Genomic DNA, 19,479 nt, shown 5'->3' on the forward strand with positions numbered 1-19,479 from the left:
GTTTTAAGAATCTTCTTTAATTTTTCTTCTTTAAAGAAATGTTAGAGAATGATTATTGTTGAGAAAAGACCTCATTGTTAAGTGAGGTCTTTTTTTTTTGGAAGATGAATATATTGTGAATTAAACAGCAAACTCCTTGTAAACCTAACTTAATTTTCTAAAAAGTATCTTTCATTCAAAAAATCAGCAGTTATCAAAAACAATAAAATTTAAAAGTAGAAGTTTATTTGGTTGAAAAACACCCAATAAATACCTATCATAAGATATGTATCAAAAACGATGGAGTAGCCCAATGACTACCGCAAAAGTTTTTATGACAGGACGAAGTCAAGCCATTCGATTGCCTAAAGAATTTCGCTTTGAAGGCAAAGAAGTTGAAATCTTTCGTCGTGGTGATGAAGTGATTCTTCGTGAAAAACCAGTCACGGTAGATCGGTTATTTAAAGCGTTATCCCAAATGCCAAATGACTTTTATGCAGATGAAAGAGAAGATCTGCCGCCTCAAGAACGGGAAATGTTCTAATGCAAGTACAATATTTATTAGATACAAATATTTGTATTTACATTATTAAATACCAACCTGAAATTGTGCGTCAGTATTTTGAAAAACATCTTCCGCATCGAAATATATTAATTTCTGTCATTACGTTGGGAGAATTACGTTTTGGTGCAGAAAAAAGTCAACATAAAGAAAAGGCTTTAAAAGTCATAGATGAATTAACATCAATGATTCAAGTGGTTGAATTGGATGAAAATGTTGCACACCATTATGCAGAAATACGCCAGAACTTTGCATCTAAGGGGCAGATCATTGGCGCAAATGACTTATGGTTAGCAGCACATGCACGTGCAAATCATTGGGTCATGGTCACCAATAACGAAAAAGAATTTACTCGTGTCGATGGATTAAAAGTCGAAAACTGGGTATCTAATCCTTTGTAATTGAGTTAGATTTTTTATAAAAATCATCCTTAGCCCAACTGCCCTCATCACCCGTCAAAATGGACAATAGACAATCATCACAGAATAGATATACTGGATTGACCATTTCTAAACCACACGGAGAACAAAGATGGTAACTGCAGGTGATAAACCAGGAACAGGCTTCTATTTTTGTGTCCAATGCGGGCATCGCGTTTACTTAGAAATTGGTACAGACCGTCTACCACCGTGTACCAAATGCCATGGCACCCAATATAACAACAAGGTTGCCTAAGCTACACGACATAAAACAGCAGATCCTGTTTTAATCTAAAGCCCTATCACCCGATGGGGCTTTTTGCTATTTTAGCCATAGAAAACCCAAGGCAATGAGGTACAACATGGAAACAATACTCGGTTTATGTGTCGGCATTGGGCTAAGTGCTGCCAGTGGTTTTCGGGTTTTTGTGCCTTTGATGGTCATGAGTGTTGCGGCGCTCATGGGTTGGTTTGAACCCTTGAAAGGTTTTGAATGGTTGGCGATGCCTGCTGTTTGTCTAGCTTTGACCGTGGCAACAATCAGTGAAATTGCTGCGTATTATGTGCCGTGGGTCGATAATTTGCTCGACACTGTTGCAACGCCTGCCGCCATGATTGCAGGTACACTCACCACAATGGCTGTAAGCAGTGGCGAAATGTCGCAATTTGCCAGTTGGGCTTCGGCCATTATTGTCGGTGGCGGTACAGCGGGTGTGGTGCAAATGAGTACAGTTGCGGCACGTGGTGTATCAACCGCAACCACAGGTGGTGTTGCTAATCCTGTGATTTCAACAGGAGAGTGGATTGGGGCTGCCGTACTTTCAGTGTTGTCCTTCATTGTGCCTGTATTGGTGGTTTTTGTGGTGCTCCTGACCTTAATTTGGGCGATTCGCTGGATTCGAGGAAAAAAGAAAGTTGTTGAATCCTCCACATAGGTTTGTGGTCAGTTTGAAAATATTTTAAAAATAAGTGTGGTAATAAATTTAATATTTGAGCTTTATTTGATGATTTAAGTGCATAAAAAATGTCTATTTGGAAAATTTTTTAAAATATGACTTAAAAAGTGACAAAAATTTTAAAAATTAATCAAAATAAAATCATTTCGGGGAAACAATCCCATCCTCAAATCACTACTATATATCTCAAGGGTGTGATGGGGATCGAAAAGAGTAGATTGCTACCAGTTGCGTACAACGTGCGTGTAGTACTTACCCAAAAGGTCTCGATTCGGCTTAGGACGCTATAAACCAGAAGTTTATAGGCTATAAGATCATGGCTTATCCAGCATGATAGTTGAAGTAAACCACAGTTGTTTTCCCTAACACCCTAAAGAATATTGTTAAAAATATAAAAAACAAAACAAGATCAAGACAATAAAATCCAGACAAAATAAAAGCTTAAATGAATTTTAAACCATCTTTCTGCTACAAAACTCCCATCAAATTTTTCATTCAAATCTGTTAATTTGCAATAATCATCTACATCTAATTAGGTGTGATATGAGTGTTGATTACGATTTTTGGTGTCGCTTATTACTGACCTGCGCACTCATTAACTATGCCATTTTAATGCTGTGGTTTGTGGTGGTGATTTTCGCGCATGACTGGCTTCGACAGTTACATGGCAGATGGTTCAAATTGTCAGATGCAAGTTTTGATGCCATTCATTATGGCGGCATGGCGGTCTATAAAATTGGGGTATTGCTATTGAATATTGCGCCACTCATCGCGCTGTATATGATGCGACCTTAATTTCAAACTATAGAAACAAGCATCGAAACGCATAGAAACAATCGCTCGAAACAGTACATTAAAAACAAACGGTCATCGAAATAGAGGCGAAAAGCCCGCAATTTAAGGAGTTGGTAAACATGAATCAATTTAAACCTGCACTGATTTTAGGCGGTCTAATTTGTTTGGGGATGGTTATCGCGGGTTGGATCTTGGGCAATAGCGCACTTAAAATTAAACAATATGAGCGTGTGGTTTCAGTCAAAGGTTTGTCTGAACGTGAAGTAAAAGCCAATGTGGCGGTGTGGCCAATTCGTTTTAGTACTGCCAGTCAAGACTTGGCGGCGCTATATGACACCATGCAAAGCCAAACATCCCAGATTCAAAACTTTTTAAAAAATGAAGGTTTTAGTCCTGAAGAAATCACCATTGCGGCACCTGTAATTACCGATAAATACGCCCAGCAATATGGTGGCGATGGTAATGTTGCTTTACGTTATACCGCACATCAAACCATTACGGTCTATACCAAAAATATTGATAAAGTGCGCAGCGCACAAAGTCGCTTGGTCGATTTAGGTAAAAATGGAATTGCCTTTGGCGGTGAGGATTACGGGCAACGCACTGAATATTTATATACCCAACTCAATGACATTAAACCTGCCATGATTGAGCAAGCCACACAAAATGCCCGCAGTGTTGCAGAAAAATTTGCTGCAGATTCTGACAGTCGTTTAGGCAAAATTAAATCGGCCAATCAGGGCGTATTTAGTATTGAAGACCGTGACAGCAACACGCCATATTTGAAAAAAGTACGTGTGGTGTCTACGGTGGAATACTATTTAGCAGACTAAGTTTGGCAGACTAAGTTTGGCAGACTAAGTTTGGCAGATTTAGCTTGGCAGATTTAGCTTGGCAGACTCAGCCAATTCAAAATCTAAATCTTTACATTAAAAAGCACATCGCCCGACTGAATTGACAGTTCGGGCTGTGCTTGATATTTTGCCGGCACCGCTTTGTATGCTGTATGTTCATGGCTTTAAACGACAACTTTATTTATGCACCTCCACAAGAGCCTTTAAAAATTGTCTATGAAGATGACGATTTACTGGTGATTGATAAGCCCGCAGGTTTATTGTCTGTGCCTGGGCGTTTGCCTGAACATCAGGACAGTGCATATTTAAGAGTGCTCACAAATTATCCTCAGGCAAAAATTGCCCATCGTTTAGATATGGCGACATCGGGTATTCTCATGTTTGCCAAGCACCGTGATGCAGAAGTCGCGTTGAGCAAAATGTTTCAGGCGCGAACAGTTGAAAAAAACTATATTGCGTTAATTCAAGGCAAGCTTGAAGGTGAGGGCAGTGTCGATGTGCCTATAATTACTGACTGGGAAAACCGTCCACGCCAAATTGTGCATTTCGATTTAGGCAAGCCTGCGCAAACGCTGTATCAGGCTTTGGAATATTGTGCGGTTGAAGATGTTACCCGTGTGTTGCTCACCCCGATCACAGGGCGCTCGCATCAGTTACGAGTACACATGCAATATATTGGACATCCCATTACAGGTGATAAGTTATATCATCCTGAACCTCAAAAAAGCACGTTAGGTCGGATGGCGCTGCATGCCAGTTATTTGGCTTTCACGCAACCGTTAAGCCAAGTTCCTGTTGCAATTCGAGCACAGCTTCCTTTTTAGAGATTTTGGGATTCAATTTTTCTAACAGGCGCACATTTTTCAATTTTTTTGTGAAAATACTCAAAAATTGGGATAGTCTTCGTGCCGCTAACTCGCTAACGTATCCTTAGAGCTGTCGTTATTCATTTGCCTTGGCATAAATGAAGGAAATGAATAACTCGCTGTTTTAAAATTTTGTGTTTTTGAGTGTGGTGGGCTGTCAAAGCGGGTTAGAAAGCGTCTTTAAAAACTGAAGATGGTTTTTCAAAATATGGCAGACCAATGCGGGTGGGAGAAGTTATATGCTGTATATATTGGGTGCAATCATTATTGTTTTGGTGGTGATTATTTTTTGGCAATCTCAGCGCCGCCGTGAGTTGTCTGCCAGCATTCAATCTTTACAAAGCAATTTAGACCGCACTCGCTCCAATTTGGCGTCCGATGAGTTAGAAAGTAATGAATTAGAGCATCAGCTCACCATGCTACGCATCGAAATAGGCAGTTTAAAAGGTCGTTTAGAAACCTTGCAGCACTATCAACATATTTTAGACGTTGAGCAATATGTATTAGAACGTCGTCAACAAGTAGAAATGTTTGTAGAAATGATTAAATCCGAAGCGGAAAATACGCGGGAGCAGTGCAAGCAACAAGTTGAAAAAGTCCGAGATTTTTTAGCCGAGCATGAGCAAAAAACCAAAGCCAAAACGCTTAAAACAGCACAAGATCAATTGGGTGCTTTTTATAACTTGGTTGAAGAACGTCAGCAACTCGAACAGATTATGACCGCGCTGTATCATAAAATTGAACATCATACGCCTGCTTTTCAGTTGCCTGCACAGCAGCTATTGGATGATCTGATTGAAGGTTATGGCTATAGTGATGTAGCACAACACCTGCAGCAAGTACGACACAAGATTCAAGATGCGGTCAAAAATCAAGAAGTTGCGCATTGTGCTTTTGTCGATGAGCAACGCCGTCTAGCGGCAGTGACTTTGCTGGCTCAAGCATTTAATAGTAAAGCAGATTTATATTTGGCGCAGCTGACTGAACATAATCTGGCTGAATCGCTTCAAGCTTTGCAGGATGATTTTACTTTGCTGAATCATTATGCGGCTGCATTTGGACACGCAAAAATTCTAGACTCTTACTTAACACTTCGACAAGAAGAATTAAAGTTTGCTGCTTTACTGTTGGCATTTAAACAGGAAAGCATCTTGTCAGATGCCACAAATTAAACTGGCTGCAAATGCTTAAAGCAATTGTAGTGTCATGTAAAAGCAAGCTTCTGGGTAATTCAGACTAAAGTCAGTGTAAAACGAGATGAAAATTGAGTCCTTCGGGCAAATTTGTGCTATGTTGAATTCACTATTTTGTCACTTGCCAGATATATATTGGCTAAAAAGATAACAAGGATATTCGCATGACACGTGACTATGAACAATTCCCTGATGATGATAATGGCAATGTACTTTGGCAAATGCATGAAGATGGGGATGACCTGACAGAGCCACATGAGATTGAGTACTCCATCGCTTTTACCACACAAGAACAAGCTGAAAAATGTGCTTTGTATTTGTTGGCCGAAGAACAAAAAATTTCATTATTCCAAGATGAAGAATCTGACGCAGTTGAATGGATCATTACCATTTATGTTTACATGGAACCAGAGTATTCAGACATTGTCGATTTAGAGCAATGGTTCAGCAAAATTGCTGAAGAACATGGCGGTGAATACGATGGCTGGGGCTGTATGGCTTACGTCTACGATGATGAAGACGAAGACGATTACGAAGATTAAATCGGGTATCTGAAAAGCATGTGTTGATCACATGCTTTTTTATTTGTGATACATAATCTGCTGCCTAAAACTTTGGCGCTGATGACGTCATCATAAAAGATGCAGAGGTGCAAATATGGATATTGCAATGAAACGCGCTTATCTTGAAGCGACTCAGGCAGATGGAACACGGGTGCTGGTTGATCGCTTATGGCCGCGTGGTGTGAGTAAAGAACGCGCTCGTATTGACTTATGGCCCAAAGAAATTACGCCTTCGACTGGGCTGCGTAAATGGTATCATCAAAACCCTGAACAACATTGGGATGAGTTTCAGCAGCGTTATATAGCTGAATTAGCAGAGCAAGAAGAGGCTTTACAGGCGTTGTGTGAACTGGCACAGCAGCAAAAAATCACTCTGGTCACAGCAGCTAAAGATGAGCAGCACAATCATGTAGTGGTATTAAAACGCGTGATGCTGCAACGCTTAGCACAGTCCAATTAAAGAGTTTTATTTGATTATCCTTGTGCTTTATAAGGATTTTAAGTTTATGAAAATTCAGTAAAAAATGCTATAATATAGTTTTTGAGGTTTTTTATGTCTTTGCCAAATTGCCCAAAATGCCAATCAGAATACACTTACCAAGATGGCGACCTACTGATTTGTCCTGAATGCTCACATGAGTGGAAAGAAGGGGAACAGCTAGAAGAAACTGCTGCTGTGATTAAAGATGCAAACGGCAACGTGTTGGCAGATGGCGACACGGTGACTGTGATTAAAGACCTGAAGATTAAAGGTTCTTCGGCTGCTGTAAAAGTGGGAACGAAAGTGAAAAATATTCGCTTAATTCCAGATGCAGCAGATGGTCATGACATTGATTGTAAGATTGATGGCATGGGGGCTATGAAATTAAAATCTGAATATGTGAAAAAAGCTTAAGTTTAAGCAGATTTCAACAGCGCAGGCGACTTGAGTTGCCTGCGCTTTTTTATGGAGTTTATAAAAGTATTTTAGTATTCAAATTGAGCAACAATAACTTTAAGAGTGTACAAAATTAATACTGTTTTCTTGTGCCTAAGTCCTTTATATTTTAAGTGAAAAGAATAATTTTTAGGCAGTTTAAAGCCTAGCATCATTCAACAACACACTTCACCACTCATAAGAAAACTGGGGGCAAGTATGTCAGGATGGTTTGAGATTTCACAAGCAAGCAATGGTCAGTACCGCTTTGTACTTAAAGCTGGGAATGGCGAAATTATCTTAACCAGTGAACAGTATAAGGCGAAAGCATCGGCAAAAAATGGCATCGCTTCGGTACAAAAGAACAGTCAGGATGATGGGCGTTATGATCGACTGACATCTAAGAATGATAAGCCGTATTTTAATTTAAAAGCTGCCAACCATCAGATTATTGGTACGAGTCAGCTCTATACTTCTGAACAATCACGTGACAAAGGAATTGAGTCAGTGAAAACCAATGGCGCAAGCACCACGGTCAAGGATTTAACACAGGAATCGTAATTTTTTACATTAAATCTTGATGTTCAATTGCATTAGAAAAGCATGCTCTGGCGTGCTTTTTTATTGAGCTGAGTAGGCAAGGTGCTAAATTTAGCTTTGATTGAGCCGTTGAATTATAGATGACCATTTCAGGAGTTGCGAAGATTATGAATTTCAGATGCAATCTAAAAATATTGCTGGCGATCAGTGGTTTATTCGGTAGTGTTGGTATTTTTGCAGCACCGATCACTGCTGAAAAAACGATTGCTTCAAGCCAGTCGACTGCTTTGCAAGGACTGTATTTTCAGCATCAAGATTGGGAGTTGGCCTGTGATAATACAGGAACCTGCCGTGCCGCAGGCTACCAAAGCGATGATGATTTTGAACAACCGATCAGTATGTTATTGACCCGTCAAGCAGGTGCAAAGAGTGCTGTACAAGGGCAATTGCAAATTCAAGAAGATATTGCTCAAGCGACTTTATTTTTAAATGGACGCACTTTGCAACAATTAAACTTTCATGAAAGTATCGCCAATTTATCTGCTGCCAGTGTGCAAAAGCTGTTGGCGCAGGCGCGTCAGCATGTCGTGATCGAGTTAAAACATGGTCAACAACGCTGGAAATTGTCTGATGCAGGCATGAGTGCAGTGTTGCTAAAAATGGATGAATTTCAAAAACGTGTGGGTACAGACTCCGCAATATTGGCAAAAGGCAATCAAGCATCCACGCAGGTCTTAAAAGCGCAAGCGATGCCTAAAATTAACATTCTCATGCAGCCTCAACACCGAACCGCCAAAGCACAGGTGCTTACCGCGGCCAGTGCAGAAAAGTTATATCCAATTTTACAAAAAACTGTAGATCGTGAAGATTGTTATATGCTGTTTGAACCTGAACAAGCAGAACAGCAGATTCATACTTATCCCTTAAATCAAGATAGCGTGTTGGTTGAGGCAAGCTGTTGGCGAGGGGCTTATAATTGGGGTGTGGCTTATTGGGTTATGGATAAAAAACTGCAAAAGATACAGCAATTTGTAACTGATTCTGCTTCAGAATTTAGCAATGGACAGATTTTTGCCTATCAAAAAGGGCGTGGAATTGGCGATTGTTTCAGTCAAATTGAGTGGGCGTGGAATGGTCAGCAGTTTGTCAAAAGCTATCAATTCGATGCAGGACAATGCAAAGGTTTTGCAGGCAGTGCATGGGAAATGCCAAGCTTTGTCAGCAAGGTTGAATAAATGACATTCACTAGGGTCTGTTGACATTTCATAAATGGCTTGTGCTGTAGGCTAAAACTGAGCAGACCCTAATAAAAGCTGAAATTTTTTAGATAAATCTGGAGCTCGCTGGATGCACTGTTTAAGTCGCGTGTGCGACTAATTTTTCAATGATTTCATCCAACTTTTTCAGACGCTTGATTTCATCCCATAAAGCTTTGGCTTCGGGGTAATGTTTCGACATCATACCGAGCCATTGTTTATAACGTCCTAGCATGCCAATTTCAGTTTTGGCAGGGCCGTGAATAAAGCGAATTTGCAGTTGCAGCAAATCTTGCCAACTCAGCAAAGGCAGGTCTGAATTTTGACGAATACATTGGGTCAAATCTGGAGTGGTGACTGCACCGCGGCCAATCATCAAATCTTCACAGCCCGATTCTAACTGGCATTGTTTGGCATCGGCATTGTTCCAAATTTCACCATTGGCAATGACATTAATCTTCAATGCTTCACGAATAGGGCGTAGCTGATCCCAAAATGCGGGAGGCGTATAGCCATCGGCTTTGGTACGTGCATGTACTGTAACCCATGCTGCGCCTGCATCTTCAATGGCGTGCGCATTTTCTAGCATGAAGTTCCGATCCATATAGCCTAGACGCATTTTGGCGGAAACTGGAATATGAGCAGGAACGGCATCGCGAACCGCTTTAACCAGTTCATATACTACTTCGGGTTCATCGAGTAAAACTGAACCGCCACGATGCCGATTGACTGTTTTGGCAGGGCAGCCAAAGTTCATATCAATTGCAGGTGCACCCATAGCCGCAACTTTGGCTGCATTGGCGGCTAACATTTCAGGATTATTCCCCAAAAACTGAACATGCACAGGCGTACCTGCCGCAGTTTTGCCATTGGTGAGTAGTTCTGGGCAATAGGTGTGGTAGATATGGTCTGGCAAAATGCTGTCTGTGACCCGAATAAACTCTGTTACACACCAGTCAAAACTGCCTACAGACGTGATTACATCACGCATGATGGGGTCGGTTAAGCCTTCCATGGGTGCAAGAATCAGTTTCACAAGATGCTGCCAGTTCAAACAAAAGTGGAGTTATACGTTTTTTTCTGTGGGTTGTCTAGGAAAAGGGTTTTGAATTGAAGTGGTTGTAGCTAAGGTTCTGGTATTTAAGCTGTTTTATTTGACACAGTGATCTGTATCTCAAGTTTTATCTAGTCCATGCAGTTGATGTGCATCCTAGACTAGATCTTTTAATTGAGTTCTTACATCGTTAGAAATCATTTAAATGATTGGCTTAATTTAAACAGCCCATTCCCCCTCGACTATGCTATTAAATAATTGATCATCCTACACTTTGAATGAGCAAAATAAAAACACCTTACTTACTCAAAATCATTTCCAACACAAATTTAGAACCAATAAAACCGAGCGCCAATAAAAAGAAGCCAATAATGGTAAAGCGAATCGCTTTTTGTCCACGCCAGCCAAACTTATAACGCCCAAGTAACAACGACCCATAGACAAACCAAGAAATAATACTAAAGGCAGTTTTATGTGCTAAATGCTGTGCAAAGAAATGTTCTACCGTAAAGAAACCAAAACCTAGTGCGACTGTGAGTAAGGCAAAACCTGCAATCAACATATCAAACAGCAAAGATTCCATATCTTGCAAAGACGGCAGCAAATTTACCCAAACCCGACGTTTTTGTTTGTTTTTCAGTTCGCGGTTTTGAAACCACATGAGCACGGCATGAATGGTCGCCATCAACAATACGGCATAAGCAGACAGCGATAAAATAATATGAATATCTAAACCAATCGAGTTTTGGTTAATAAATAAATTATGTTGGCTGAATGAAAAACCTGCAATTAAACCCACTGCTGCTACAGGAATACCAATCAAATTTAGCGCAATTACAGGTCGGTAACTGCTGAACAGCAAGCTCAATAACAACATTAAACCCGCAGTAAATGACATTAGGTTAAACACGTTGTAGTTGACACCCATCGGCGTCCACATATCGTTATACAACACGGCAGCATGCAGCAATAAGCCCAAACTGAGCAGAGAACGAATAAACCAGTGATTTGGCGCACGTTTAGACATTAAATGTGAAAATAAATACCAAAAAGAACTGGTATAAGCGATTAATGCTAAAATCGTATAAACCAAGGGGAGACTGATCATGTCAAACCTTTTTCAGGATGATGAATATTCATTTATATAAATTCGATGCGAACTACAGTATCCTATAGCATCTTGTGCATAAATTTTCTATTTTAAAGAAACATTTTTTTGCTAATGGCTATTTTAAGCGGAATTTGCAATGTTTGATACCTTAACAGAACGACTCACGCAGAGTTTAAGAAATGTTACTGGCTCAGGGCAGCTAACCGAAGACAATATTAAAGATACGTTACGTGAAGTACGTATGGCACTTCTTGAAGCCGATGTGGCGTTACCTGTAACTCGTGAATTCATCGCGAAAGTTAAGGAAGAGGCATTGGGTCAGGAAGTGATGACTCAGTTATCCCCTGGTCAGGCGTTCGTCAAAATTGTCTATGACGAACTCACAAAAATGATGGGCGAGGCCAATGAAAGCCTTGACCTTGCTGCCAAGCCACCGGTTGTGGTGTTATTGGCAGGTTTGCAGGGTGCGGGTAAAACCACCACTGCAGCAAAATTGGCACGTTTCTTACAAGAACGTCAAAAGAAAAAAGTGGCGATGGTGTCTGCCGACGTTTACCGTCCTGCGGCAATTAAACAGCTACAAACGGTTGCAGGCGAAGTTGGCGCAATTTTCTTTGACTCAAATGCCAATGAAAACCCTGTCGATATTGCCAACCGTGCCATCGAACAGGCAAAAATTCAGTTTGCTGATGTGTTAATTGTCGATACTGCAGGTCGTTTGCACGTCGATGATGACATGATGGATGAAATCAAGGCATTACATTCAGCGATTAAACCGACTGAAACCTTGTTCGTGGTCGATGCCATGACGGGTCAGGATGCGGCAAATACAGCCAAAGCCTTTAATGATGCCTTGCCATTAACAGGTGTAATCCTTACTAAAACTGATGGTGATGCGCGCGGTGGTGCAGCACTTTCAGTTCGTGCGATTACGGGTAAACCAATTAAATTCTTGGGGATGGGTGAAAAACTCGATGCCCTAGAGCCATTCCACCCAGAACGTGTTGCACAACGTATTTTGGGCATGGGTGACGTGCTGTCTTTGGTCGAAGAAGTTGAACGTAAAATCGACAAAGAAAAAGCCGAAAAAATGGCGAAAAAACTGCAAAAAGGCGGCAGCTTCAACTTTGAAGATATGCTGATGCAGTTTGAACAAATGAATAAAATGGGCGGCATGATGGGCTTCTTAGACAAGTTGCCTGGCATGAGCAACTCAGGTATTCAAGATGCAATTGCGCAAGCCAATCCTGAAAAGCAAGTGAAAAAGATGGAAGCGATTATCCAGTCGATGACCATCAAAGAGCGTCGTAACCCAGACCTGATGAATCCAAGCCGTAAAAAACGTATTGCTGCGGGTTGTGGTATGGATGTGTCAGAAGTGAATAAGTTGATCAAGCAACATGCACAAATGGCAAAAATGATGAAAAAATTTGCCAATCCATCGGGCATGGCAAAAATGATGCGTTCACTGGGCGGTTTACAAAAGCAATTCAGTGGCGGCGGTATGGGGCCATTGTTTGGTGGCAACGACCCAACCAAGAAATAATTGTTAAAAACATCTTAGAATCAAAGTGTTAAAAAAGCAGGCGCATAAAAATGCGCCTGCTTTTTTGTTGTTCTTTATTCGTAGATGACAGCTATACCGAAAGATTTATCAGCGTAGATGGAGCAATGTTTGGTTTTTAGTGCACTTCATGGGTTGCATATTGAATATAACGCTGCAAACCTTTGAGCAATAAATCTTGCTCGACTTGCGGTTGATATTGCTGCAAGAATTTGGCAAACAGCGGTGCATCGCCACCCGTTAAAATCAGTTTACGTGGTGACTGTCGAATTACATGCTCAATGGTGCTGAGCAAGCCGAGTAAAATACCATGATGAACAGCATCAATGGTGCTGCGTCCTGGGGTGAGTTCATCAAATGCAGCATCGGGAATTTTAATGCCTTTGGTGTTTTGAATCAGTGCATCACGTTGCAAATATAAGTTCGGTAAAATATAGCCGCCTAAATGCGTCAGTCCATCCGCCAAATCAATAGTCAGCGCCGTACCACAACTAATGACACAATAATTTTCTTGTGGGTCATTTGCCACGGCAAGCACTTGCAGCCAGCGATCTATCCCCAGTTGTTGAATATCATATTCACAATGCAAACCTGCATAATCTGCATGCACTTTGGCATAAATCACAGGCACATTCAGGGTTTTTAAAATCAAGTGAATGCGTTGATTATTCTTCTGATCTTGTACCGATGACACGCCTACTTTATGCACATTCAGACTTTTAAAGTGTTGAATCAAACCCAGCAACAAATCGGCAGGAGATTGCAAATGCAATTCTGCTTCATGTTCGATGATGCGGTCTTGTTCTGTGACCCAATATTTCAGGCGGGTGTTACCAATATCTAGCCATAAATTTTTCATGAAGATGACTCGGCATGATCGATAGGGCGTAAACGTCCCTGATAAAAAACTTCAAGCCCTTGTGCTGTTTCAATTTGCACTGCGCCATCATCCTGAATGCCTAAAAAAGTACCCTGACAAGTACCTTTAAAATGTTCAAATTCAACTTGTTGTTGCATAAATGCGGCATGATGATTGAAGCGAGATGCCAAATTATAGCAATCGTGATTAAACCAGTCGCAGGCTTGTTGAATGGCAAGATAAAGCTCTGCGATCAGGCGCACACGATCAATAGATACCAAACCCAGTTCGGTTAAAGATGTGGTTTTTTGATCAATAACTGCTGAGCTGACAGGTGCAAGATTAAGCCCAACCCCAACAATGACTTGCTGTGCAGAAATTGGCTCAATTAAGATGCCGCCCCATTTGCCTTGCGGGCTGTATAAGTCATTTGGCCATTTTACTTGTAGATTCAGCGCCTGTAGACTCGGCATTTGCAAGATATTTAACGCAATTTCTAAAGCCAAACGCCCATTTACAGGTGTTCGTAAATTTAGCAATGTGCTTAAATAGATGTTCCCTTCGGGTGATACCCATTGCCGTTGACGTTGTCCTCGACCATGCGTTTGTCTGGTACTGCATACCAAGACACTCTGCACACCTTTTTGTGCAATTTCCCGTACATCATCATTGGTGGAAGTGGTAATCGGCTTCAGGATGAGTACTTCTGGAAGCTGTCCTGCTTCTGTGAGTTGTTGTTGCAGTTGTCGGGTTTCTACATCCATACGAATTTACAAATAGTGGAATATATTTATGGAGTTAATCATATATTTATTGATTGGTGCAATTGCTGGATTTGCAGCAGGGCTGTTTGGCGTGGGCGGCGGCTTAATTATTGTGCCAATTTTATATATTGTGTTCACTCAACTCAATTATGACCCATCGGTGTTAATGCACATGGCGGTGGGGACATCATTGGCAACCATTATTGTAACTTCGATCAGCTCAGTTACGGCACACCATAAAAAAGGTGCGGTGATGTGGCCTGTATTTCGTAATCTTGCGCCTGGTTTAATTGTGGGTGCATTTGTTGGTGCAGGTATTGCCGATTTCCTTTCGGGGCAAGGCTTACAATTATTAATTGGCGGTTTTGCACTGTGGGTGGCTTTTAAGATGTTTAGAGGCGCAAATATTGCGGTTGATCCTTCACATCATTTGCCTTCAACTGCAAAGCAAGTCATGGCGGGCGGTGGGATTGGCATTGCCTCTGCAATTTTTGGGATTGGCGGTGGCAGTTTAACAGTGCCGTACTTAAACCGTTACGGCGTGGTCATGCAAAAAGCGGTAGCAACCTCAGCCGCTTGTGGTTTGCCAATTGCGGTGGCGGGCGCATTAGGCTTTATGTGGTTTGGTAAGCAAGCCGAAGTTGCAGTACCCAATACCATTGGTTATATCCACATTTATGCATTTATAGGCATTAGTGTGATGAGCTTTATTACTGCCAAAGTTGGTGCGAAAGTGGCACATTTGTTATCGCCAGCGATGTTGAAAAAATGTTTTGCCTGCTTGCTGACCACCGTTGGCTGTTATTTTGTATATCAGGGTATGCGAGTATTTTTCTAAGTTGAGTCGCTATTTTCTTTGTTTTAAGCCATGTAAAATTGGCTCTAGCGCCATGAAATTGTCGGACAATGTCATGGCGTTGTGATCTGTTTCGCAGTAAAAAGAAAGATGCTTGTATCGGAGCTATGCTTGCAGTCGAAGGATGATCCTGAGATGTCTTAAATGAGAGTAGCTCCGAATTTTCATCACTGCATCTTATAAAAACAAGATAGGAACAGTATGCAACAACAAGAATCAGAAAGTTTATCGGAACAAATTGCCCGACACATCGCAGAACAGATTATTAGCGGTGATTTGGTTGAAGGTGAGCGTATTCAGGAATTGCGCATCGCCAAAGAACTGGACGTGAGTCGTGGTTCGGTACGTGAAGCGCTGTTGTTATTGCAACGTACTCATCTGATTGAAATTTTTCCACGTCGTGGGGCAATGGTGACAGAAATGTCGGCACAGCAAGTCCGAGCTTTGTTTGACAGCAGCAGTTTGTTATTGGGTTATATTGTGCAGCGTATTGCGGACACGTGGCGAATGCATGAAGCCGAAGCCTTACAACAACTTTTGCTGCAACTGGCAGAGCAATGTCGCTTGGGCAATACTGAAAAGTTTTATGATTTAATTTTTCAATATCTGGCACGGCAGCCTGATATGGTGGGAAATTTATATTTAATGAAGTTCTATCAAGAGTTATTGCCATCGTTAAGACGCAGTTACTTTTTGACCTTAAATACTTCGCGTCGGGAGTTACAAGAATCTTTTGAATTATTTAAACTGGTGAGTGGTGCAATTTTAAGCAGAAAATCACAACAAGCCACTTTATTTATGGAAGATTTTTGCCGACACTTGCGCAACTTGGTGTTGGAATCTCTGACCCGTATGAAACAGATCGAGCTTGCATGGGCAAGACGTTCACGCCGTTAATTGGGACATTATGCGTTTAAGCAGTTTAAAACTTTCTGGCTTCAAATCTTTTGCCGACAGTACGACCTTACATTTTAAAGCCAACCGTACCGCTGTGGTGGGGCCGAATGGTTGTGGTAAATCCAATGTGATTGACGCCATTCGTTGGGTGATGGGCGAATCTAGTGCGCGCCAGTTGCGTGGCGGCAGTATGCAGGATGTAATTTTCACAGGAACTGCCAAACGCAAACCTGTAGGTGTAGCCAGTGTTGAACTGCGTTTTGACAATACCTATGGCAAATTGGGCGGTGCTTATAACGCCTATAATGAACTGTCGGTACGTCGGCAGGTCAACCGTGATGGTAAGTCTGAATATTTTTTAAATGGAACCAAGTGTCGTCGTCGTGACATCACCGATATTTTTCTGGGTACAGGTTTAGGCCCGCGTTCTTATGCAATTATTGAACAGGGCATGATTAATCGTTTGGTTGATGCTAAACCTGAAGAAATGCGGGTGTTTATTGAAGAAGCGGCAGGCGTGTCACGTTATCAGGCGCGTCGTCGTGAAACCATGCTGCATTTGGCTCACACCACGCAGAACTTGGCGCGTTTGGAAGATATTGCTTCAGAACTAAAATCGCAATTAAAAACCTTAAAACGTCAGTCAGAAACAGCAATTCAATACAAAGCGCTTGAGAGCGAAATTCGCACCATTAAAGTCGAAGTGTTGTCTTTTCAGTGTGAACAAAGTGCACGTTTACAGCAAGAATATACCCTGAGTATGAATGAGTTAGGGGAAAGTTTTAAATTGGTGCGCTCTGAGCTGACCACTTTGGAACATGACTTAACTGCGACCAGTGAGTTGTTTCAGCGTTTGATTCAGCAATCGACACCGCTACAGCAAGAATGGCAACAGGCAGAAAAGAAACTGGCTGAACTGAAAATGACTTTGGAACAAAAACAAAGTTTGTTTCAGCAAAATACCGCGACTTTATCGCAGCTTGAACAACAAAAAGCACAAACCAAAGAGCGTTTGCAGTTGATTGAATTGCAGCTAGAGAGTTTGGTCGATCAGCAAGAAAACCAACAGGCAAATCTACAGCAGCAAGATCATTTGGCGCAGCAGCAGAGCCAGCAATTTCAGGATTTAAAAGCACAGCAACAAACCCAAGCTGCACAATATGCCCAAGTCAAAGCGCAAGTAGAACAGCAACAACAAAAGCATGTGCACATGCAGGCGCAAAGTGAGCAGTTAGCCAAAAATATCAGCCGTATTGAACAGCAAAAACAAACCCTGACACAGCAGTTTGCACAAATTCAGCCGCAAGATCAGCAAGAGGGAATGCAACAACTGCAAGACGAAAAGACCCGCTTGCAGGCTGAAATGCTAACACTAGAACAGAATATTCAAGACAGCACTCAGCAACTCGCCACGTTGCAGACCAACTATAATGAGCACAAAGCACAGTGTGCGACCTTAAAATCTGAGATTCAGATTTTGCAGTCAGAACAGAAAAACCTCAATCAATTGCTCATTAAGCAAAGTCCAAAAGCCCAAACCGATGTGGTGCAGTTGATGCAAGTATTACAACTTGCAGATGTGGCGAAACCACATGCCAATTTAATTGAAAAGTTCTTGGCTAAATGGTTATCTGCGCAGGTGGTAGAAGCAGATATTGAATTTCAGGACAGCCGCGCACGTCAGCTAAAAATTCATTTGGCTGTAGATTCAAAAACATCAAAAATACAGCTTTCGGGGTGTGAGTCGCTCAGTGACTGGATTGCTTCACCGCAAAGTAGCTTGTGGCAAAGTGTCGCAATTACAGAAAGTTTATCGCAGGCTTTGGCATTGCAAGTGCAATTACAAGCAGGGCAGTCTATCCTTAGTTTAGATGGTTATCATGTGGGAGCAGACTGGGTAATCGGGCTGTTTTATGATGAAGCGGCACAGGCAGGGCAAGGGGCATTAAGCCATCGGATTCGCTTGGATGAAATTGAACAGGCGTTGGCGTTGCAACTGCCACAATATGAGCAAGCAGAACAGCAACTGCCTGAATTGCAGCAACAGGTAAAACAGTTGCAGCAGCAATTGCAGCAACAACAGCAACAGCTCAAACAGCAACAGCAAGCCTTGCAAACGCTAGATGTGCAAATGGCGAAAGCCGAAAGTGCGGCACAGGCTTTTGCAGTACAGCAACAGCAATTACAGCATCAATTGGCACAATTAGATGAGCAGCTTGAAGAAGATGCCATGCAAAAAGATGATCTGGAAATTGATTTGCATGCTTTGGCTTTTAAACTTGAGCAAGCCTTACCGCAGTATAAAATCTTGCAATTTCAGGTCGAGCAGCTGAATGAGCAGCTGGATAGTTCACAGCAACAGTTTCAGCAGCAGCAACAAGAAGTGGATCTGTTACGTCGTCAAGCTGTACAAACTCAGCAGCAAATTGAACTGTTAGAAAAAGATGCCACTTTCTTAAAAGCACAATATCAACAAATTGTGGCGCAAATGGAACAAGCCAAAAAGTTTGTCGATCCTGTTCAGTTGGAATTGCCTGACTTGGAAACTCAGTTTTCAGAGCAGCAGCAGCAGACTGAAAAGCTGCAAAAAACTTGGCAGGAATGGCAAGTGGAATTGAACAGTGTGCAGTCCAAACAGCAGCAACTGACCGAGCAACGGCAGCAGCAACAGCAGCAAGATGAACAATTACGTGCCAAACTCGAAGAAAAGCGCTTGGCATGGCAATCGGCAAAGTCGGACTATCAGCATTATTCTGAACAGTTAAAAGATTTAAACAGCGAGATCATCACAGGTTTACAGATTGATGTCACTGCGCATCAACAAAAACTGGCGAAAGCGCAGCAACAGTTTGATAAATTGGGTGCGGTCAATTTGGCGGCTTCGGAAGAATATGAAGAAGTATCTGCCCGTTTTGCAGAATTAAGCCATCAAATTGAAGACTTGGAAAATACTGTTTCTCAGTTGCAGGCGGCAATGAAAAGTATTGATCAGGAAACTCGTAAACTGTTTATGAATACTTTTGATCAGGTGAATACCGAATTGCAGGAGTTGTTTCCTAAAGTCTTTAATGGCGGTGAAGCGAGTCTGAGCTTGGAAGATGACTGGCAATCTGGGGTGAAATTGATGGCGCGTCCACCGGGTAAGCGCAACAGTTCTTTGGCCTTACTTTCAGGGGGTGAAAAAGCACTGACAGCTTTGGCTTTGGTTTTTGCAATCTTCCGTTTAAACCCAGCGCCATTTTGCGTACTCGATGAAGTTGATGCACCGTTAGATGATGCTAACGTGGGGCGCTTTTGTAATTTAGTAAAAGAACTTTCTGAACAAGTGCAATTCATTTACATTACACATAATAAACTTGCTATGACGATGGCAACCGACCTCTTAGGTGTTACCATGCCTGAACCGGGAACCTCAAAATTAGTAACCGTAAATTTAGAAGAAGCCGCAGAATACGGCCTAGTCGCGGAGGCATAA

General features: G+C 41.8%; 21 protein-coding genes. 17 read left to right on the forward strand and 4 right to left on the reverse strand.

The window, feature by feature from the left end:
- The first annotated feature begins 292 nt into the window (after positions 1-292).
- The 13 genes from FTU39_RS07780 (at position 293) to FTU39_RS07840 (ending at position 8,878) form a co-directional block, all read left to right on the forward strand.
- Positions 293-523, forward strand: coding sequence for an antitoxin (locus tag FTU39_RS07780; protein WP_004972406.1), 231 nt, complete (start codon positions 293-295; stop codon positions 521-523).
- Positions 523-942, forward strand: coding sequence for a type II toxin-antitoxin system VapC family toxin (locus FTU39_RS07785; protein ID WP_136144745.1), 420 nt, complete (start codon positions 523-525; stop codon positions 940-942). The genes FTU39_RS07780 and FTU39_RS07785 overlap by 1 nt, the downstream gene beginning before the upstream one ends.
- Before the next feature lie 130 nt (positions 943-1,072).
- On the forward strand, positions 1,073-1,216 hold the full coding sequence (locus tag FTU39_RS07790) for a zinc ribbon-containing protein (RefSeq protein WP_004972403.1): 144 nt from the start codon (positions 1,073-1,075) through the stop codon (positions 1,214-1,216).
- A gap of 106 nt (positions 1,217-1,322) precedes the next feature.
- Positions 1,323-1,895 carry a DUF4126 domain-containing protein gene (locus tag FTU39_RS07795; RefSeq protein ID WP_180051966.1) on the forward strand — a complete coding sequence of 191 codons (573 nt, stop codon included), beginning with the start codon at positions 1,323-1,325 and terminating at the stop codon, positions 1,893-1,895.
- Positions 1,896-2,459: 564 nt separating this feature from the next.
- A complete protein-coding gene (locus FTU39_RS07800) occupies positions 2,460-2,711 on the forward strand; it encodes a DUF6868 family protein (RefSeq protein WP_004972400.1) in 252 nt (83 codons plus the stop codon).
- Positions 2,712-2,830: 119 nt separating this feature from the next.
- Complete coding sequence (locus FTU39_RS07805; RefSeq protein ID WP_180051967.1) at positions 2,831-3,544, forward strand: SIMPL domain-containing protein; 714 nt, start codon at positions 2,831-2,833, stop codon at positions 3,542-3,544.
- A 179-nt stretch (positions 3,545-3,723) separates the two neighbouring features.
- Positions 3,724-4,389, forward strand: a complete 666-nt coding sequence (locus FTU39_RS07810; RefSeq protein ID WP_179990538.1) for an RluA family pseudouridine synthase — start codon at positions 3,724-3,726, stop codon at positions 4,387-4,389.
- Positions 4,390-4,670: 281 nt separating this feature from the next.
- Positions 4,671-5,603 (forward strand): DUF5660 family protein, encoded by a 933-nt coding sequence (locus FTU39_RS07815; protein WP_154321004.1) that lies wholly within the window; start codon positions 4,671-4,673, stop codon positions 5,601-5,603.
- 185 nt (positions 5,604-5,788) lie between these two features.
- Positions 5,789-6,166, forward strand: coding sequence for a ribonuclease E inhibitor RraB (locus FTU39_RS07820; protein ID WP_004972392.1), 378 nt, complete (start codon positions 5,789-5,791; stop codon positions 6,164-6,166).
- 115 nt (positions 6,167-6,281) lie between these two features.
- Entirely contained in the window at positions 6,282-6,647 is a 366-nt protein-coding gene (locus tag FTU39_RS07825) for a DUF488 domain-containing protein (protein WP_004972391.1), read from the forward strand.
- A gap of 93 nt (positions 6,648-6,740) precedes the next feature.
- On the forward strand, positions 6,741-7,082 hold the full coding sequence (locus tag FTU39_RS07830) for a zinc ribbon domain-containing protein YjdM (protein WP_004972388.1): 342 nt from the start codon (positions 6,741-6,743) through the stop codon (positions 7,080-7,082).
- Between the two features lie 240 nt (positions 7,083-7,322).
- Positions 7,323-7,664: a YegP family protein gene (locus FTU39_RS07835; protein WP_004972386.1), complete on the forward strand. Its 342-nt coding sequence runs from the start codon at positions 7,323-7,325 to the stop codon at positions 7,662-7,664.
- Positions 7,665-7,810: 146 nt separating this feature from the next.
- The gene (locus tag FTU39_RS07840) at positions 7,811-8,878 is read left to right on the forward strand and encodes a DUF1176 domain-containing protein (RefSeq protein ID WP_179988525.1); all 1,068 of its coding nucleotides are present in this window, start codon (positions 7,811-7,813) and stop codon (positions 8,876-8,878) included.
- Positions 8,879-8,999: 121 nt separating this feature from the next.
- Here the strand turns inward: FTU39_RS07840 and FTU39_RS07845 are convergent, their stop codons facing one another.
- Together FTU39_RS07845 and FTU39_RS07850 are read right to left on the reverse strand one after the other, a co-directional pair.
- On the reverse strand, positions 9,000-9,935 hold the full coding sequence (locus tag FTU39_RS07845; RefSeq protein WP_179988526.1) for a tRNA-dihydrouridine synthase: 936 nt from the start codon (positions 9,933-9,935) through the stop codon (positions 9,000-9,002).
- A gap of 316 nt (positions 9,936-10,251) precedes the next feature.
- The gene (locus tag FTU39_RS07850) at positions 10,252-11,061 is read right to left on the reverse strand and encodes an inner membrane protein YpjD (protein ID WP_004972376.1); all 810 of its coding nucleotides are present in this window, start codon (positions 11,059-11,061) and stop codon (positions 10,252-10,254) included.
- Positions 11,062-11,200: 139 nt separating this feature from the next.
- Between FTU39_RS07850 and ffh the strand changes: the two genes are divergently transcribed.
- Positions 11,201-12,610, forward strand: a complete 1,410-nt coding sequence (ffh, locus tag FTU39_RS07855; protein ID WP_096902093.1) for a signal recognition particle protein — start codon at positions 11,201-11,203, stop codon at positions 12,608-12,610.
- Between the two features lie 136 nt (positions 12,611-12,746).
- Here the strand turns inward: ffh and FTU39_RS07860 are convergent, their stop codons facing one another.
- Positions 12,747-13,487: a type III pantothenate kinase gene (locus FTU39_RS07860; protein ID WP_004972372.1), complete on the reverse strand. Its 741-nt coding sequence runs from the start codon at positions 13,485-13,487 to the stop codon at positions 12,747-12,749.
- Positions 13,484-14,251 (reverse strand): biotin--[acetyl-CoA-carboxylase] ligase, encoded by a 768-nt coding sequence (locus FTU39_RS07865; RefSeq protein ID WP_004972369.1) that lies wholly within the window; start codon positions 14,249-14,251, stop codon positions 13,484-13,486. The genes FTU39_RS07860 and FTU39_RS07865 overlap by 4 nt, the downstream gene beginning before the upstream one ends.
- A 28-nt stretch (positions 14,252-14,279) precedes the next feature.
- Here FTU39_RS07865 and FTU39_RS07870 point away from each other — a divergent pair, with 28 nt between their 5' ends.
- The 3 genes from FTU39_RS07870 to smc all read left to right on the forward strand — a co-directional run bounded on the left by FTU39_RS07870 (position 14,280) and on the right by smc (position 19,479).
- A complete protein-coding gene (locus tag FTU39_RS07870) occupies positions 14,280-15,089 on the forward strand; it encodes a sulfite exporter TauE/SafE family protein (RefSeq protein ID WP_004972366.1) in 810 nt (269 codons plus the stop codon).
- A gap of 219 nt (positions 15,090-15,308) precedes the next feature.
- Positions 15,309-16,004 carry a GntR family transcriptional regulator gene (locus tag FTU39_RS07875; protein ID WP_180051968.1) on the forward strand — a complete coding sequence of 232 codons (696 nt, stop codon included), beginning with the start codon at positions 15,309-15,311 and terminating at the stop codon, positions 16,002-16,004.
- 10 nt (positions 16,005-16,014) lie between these two features.
- Positions 16,015-19,479, forward strand: coding sequence for a chromosome segregation protein SMC (smc, locus tag FTU39_RS07880; protein ID WP_180051969.1), 3,465 nt, complete (start codon positions 16,015-16,017; stop codon positions 19,477-19,479).

Origin of the sequence: Acinetobacter sp. YH12099 (assembly GCF_013419195.1) — a bacterium.
Taxonomy (GTDB): domain Bacteria; phylum Pseudomonadota; class Gammaproteobacteria; order Pseudomonadales; family Moraxellaceae; genus Acinetobacter; species Acinetobacter towneri.

Coding starts and splice junctions, on each gene's coding strand:
- FTU39_RS07780 (WP_004972406.1), top strand. CDS start 293: ATGACTACCGCAAAAGTTTTTATGACAGGACGAAGTCAAGCCATTCGA.
- FTU39_RS07785 (WP_136144745.1), top strand. CDS start 523: ATGCAAGTACAATATTTATTAGATACAAATATTTGTATTTACATTATT.
- FTU39_RS07790 (WP_004972403.1), top strand. CDS start 1,073: ATGGTAACTGCAGGTGATAAACCAGGAACAGGCTTCTATTTTTGTGTC.
- FTU39_RS07795 (WP_180051966.1), top strand. CDS start 1,323: ATGGAAACAATACTCGGTTTATGTGTCGGCATTGGGCTAAGTGCTGCC.
- FTU39_RS07800 (WP_004972400.1), top strand. CDS start 2,460: ATGAGTGTTGATTACGATTTTTGGTGTCGCTTATTACTGACCTGCGCA.
- FTU39_RS07805 (WP_180051967.1), top strand. CDS start 2,831: ATGAATCAATTTAAACCTGCACTGATTTTAGGCGGTCTAATTTGTTTG.
- FTU39_RS07810 (WP_179990538.1), top strand. CDS start 3,724: ATGGCTTTAAACGACAACTTTATTTATGCACCTCCACAAGAGCCTTTA.
- FTU39_RS07815 (WP_154321004.1), top strand. CDS start 4,671: ATGCTGTATATATTGGGTGCAATCATTATTGTTTTGGTGGTGATTATT.
- FTU39_RS07820 (WP_004972392.1), top strand. CDS start 5,789: ATGACACGTGACTATGAACAATTCCCTGATGATGATAATGGCAATGTA.
- FTU39_RS07825 (WP_004972391.1), top strand. CDS start 6,282: ATGGATATTGCAATGAAACGCGCTTATCTTGAAGCGACTCAGGCAGAT.
- FTU39_RS07830 (WP_004972388.1), top strand. CDS start 6,741: ATGTCTTTGCCAAATTGCCCAAAATGCCAATCAGAATACACTTACCAA.
- FTU39_RS07835 (WP_004972386.1), top strand. CDS start 7,323: ATGTCAGGATGGTTTGAGATTTCACAAGCAAGCAATGGTCAGTACCGC.
- FTU39_RS07840 (WP_179988525.1), top strand. CDS start 7,811: ATGAATTTCAGATGCAATCTAAAAATATTGCTGGCGATCAGTGGTTTA.
- FTU39_RS07850 (WP_004972376.1), bottom strand. CDS start 11,061: ATGATCAGTCTCCCCTTGGTTTATACGATTTTAGCATTAATCGCTTAT.
- ffh (WP_096902093.1), top strand. CDS start 11,201: ATGTTTGATACCTTAACAGAACGACTCACGCAGAGTTTAAGAAATGTT.
- FTU39_RS07860 (WP_004972372.1), bottom strand. CDS start 13,487: ATGAAAAATTTATGGCTAGATATTGGTAACACCCGCCTGAAATATTGG.
- FTU39_RS07865 (WP_004972369.1), bottom strand. CDS start 14,251: ATGGATGTAGAAACCCGACAACTGCAACAACAACTCACAGAAGCAGGA.
- FTU39_RS07870 (WP_004972366.1), top strand. CDS start 14,280: ATGGAGTTAATCATATATTTATTGATTGGTGCAATTGCTGGATTTGCA.
- FTU39_RS07875 (WP_180051968.1), top strand. CDS start 15,309: ATGCAACAACAAGAATCAGAAAGTTTATCGGAACAAATTGCCCGACAC.
- smc (WP_180051969.1), top strand. CDS start 16,015: ATGCGTTTAAGCAGTTTAAAACTTTCTGGCTTCAAATCTTTTGCCGAC.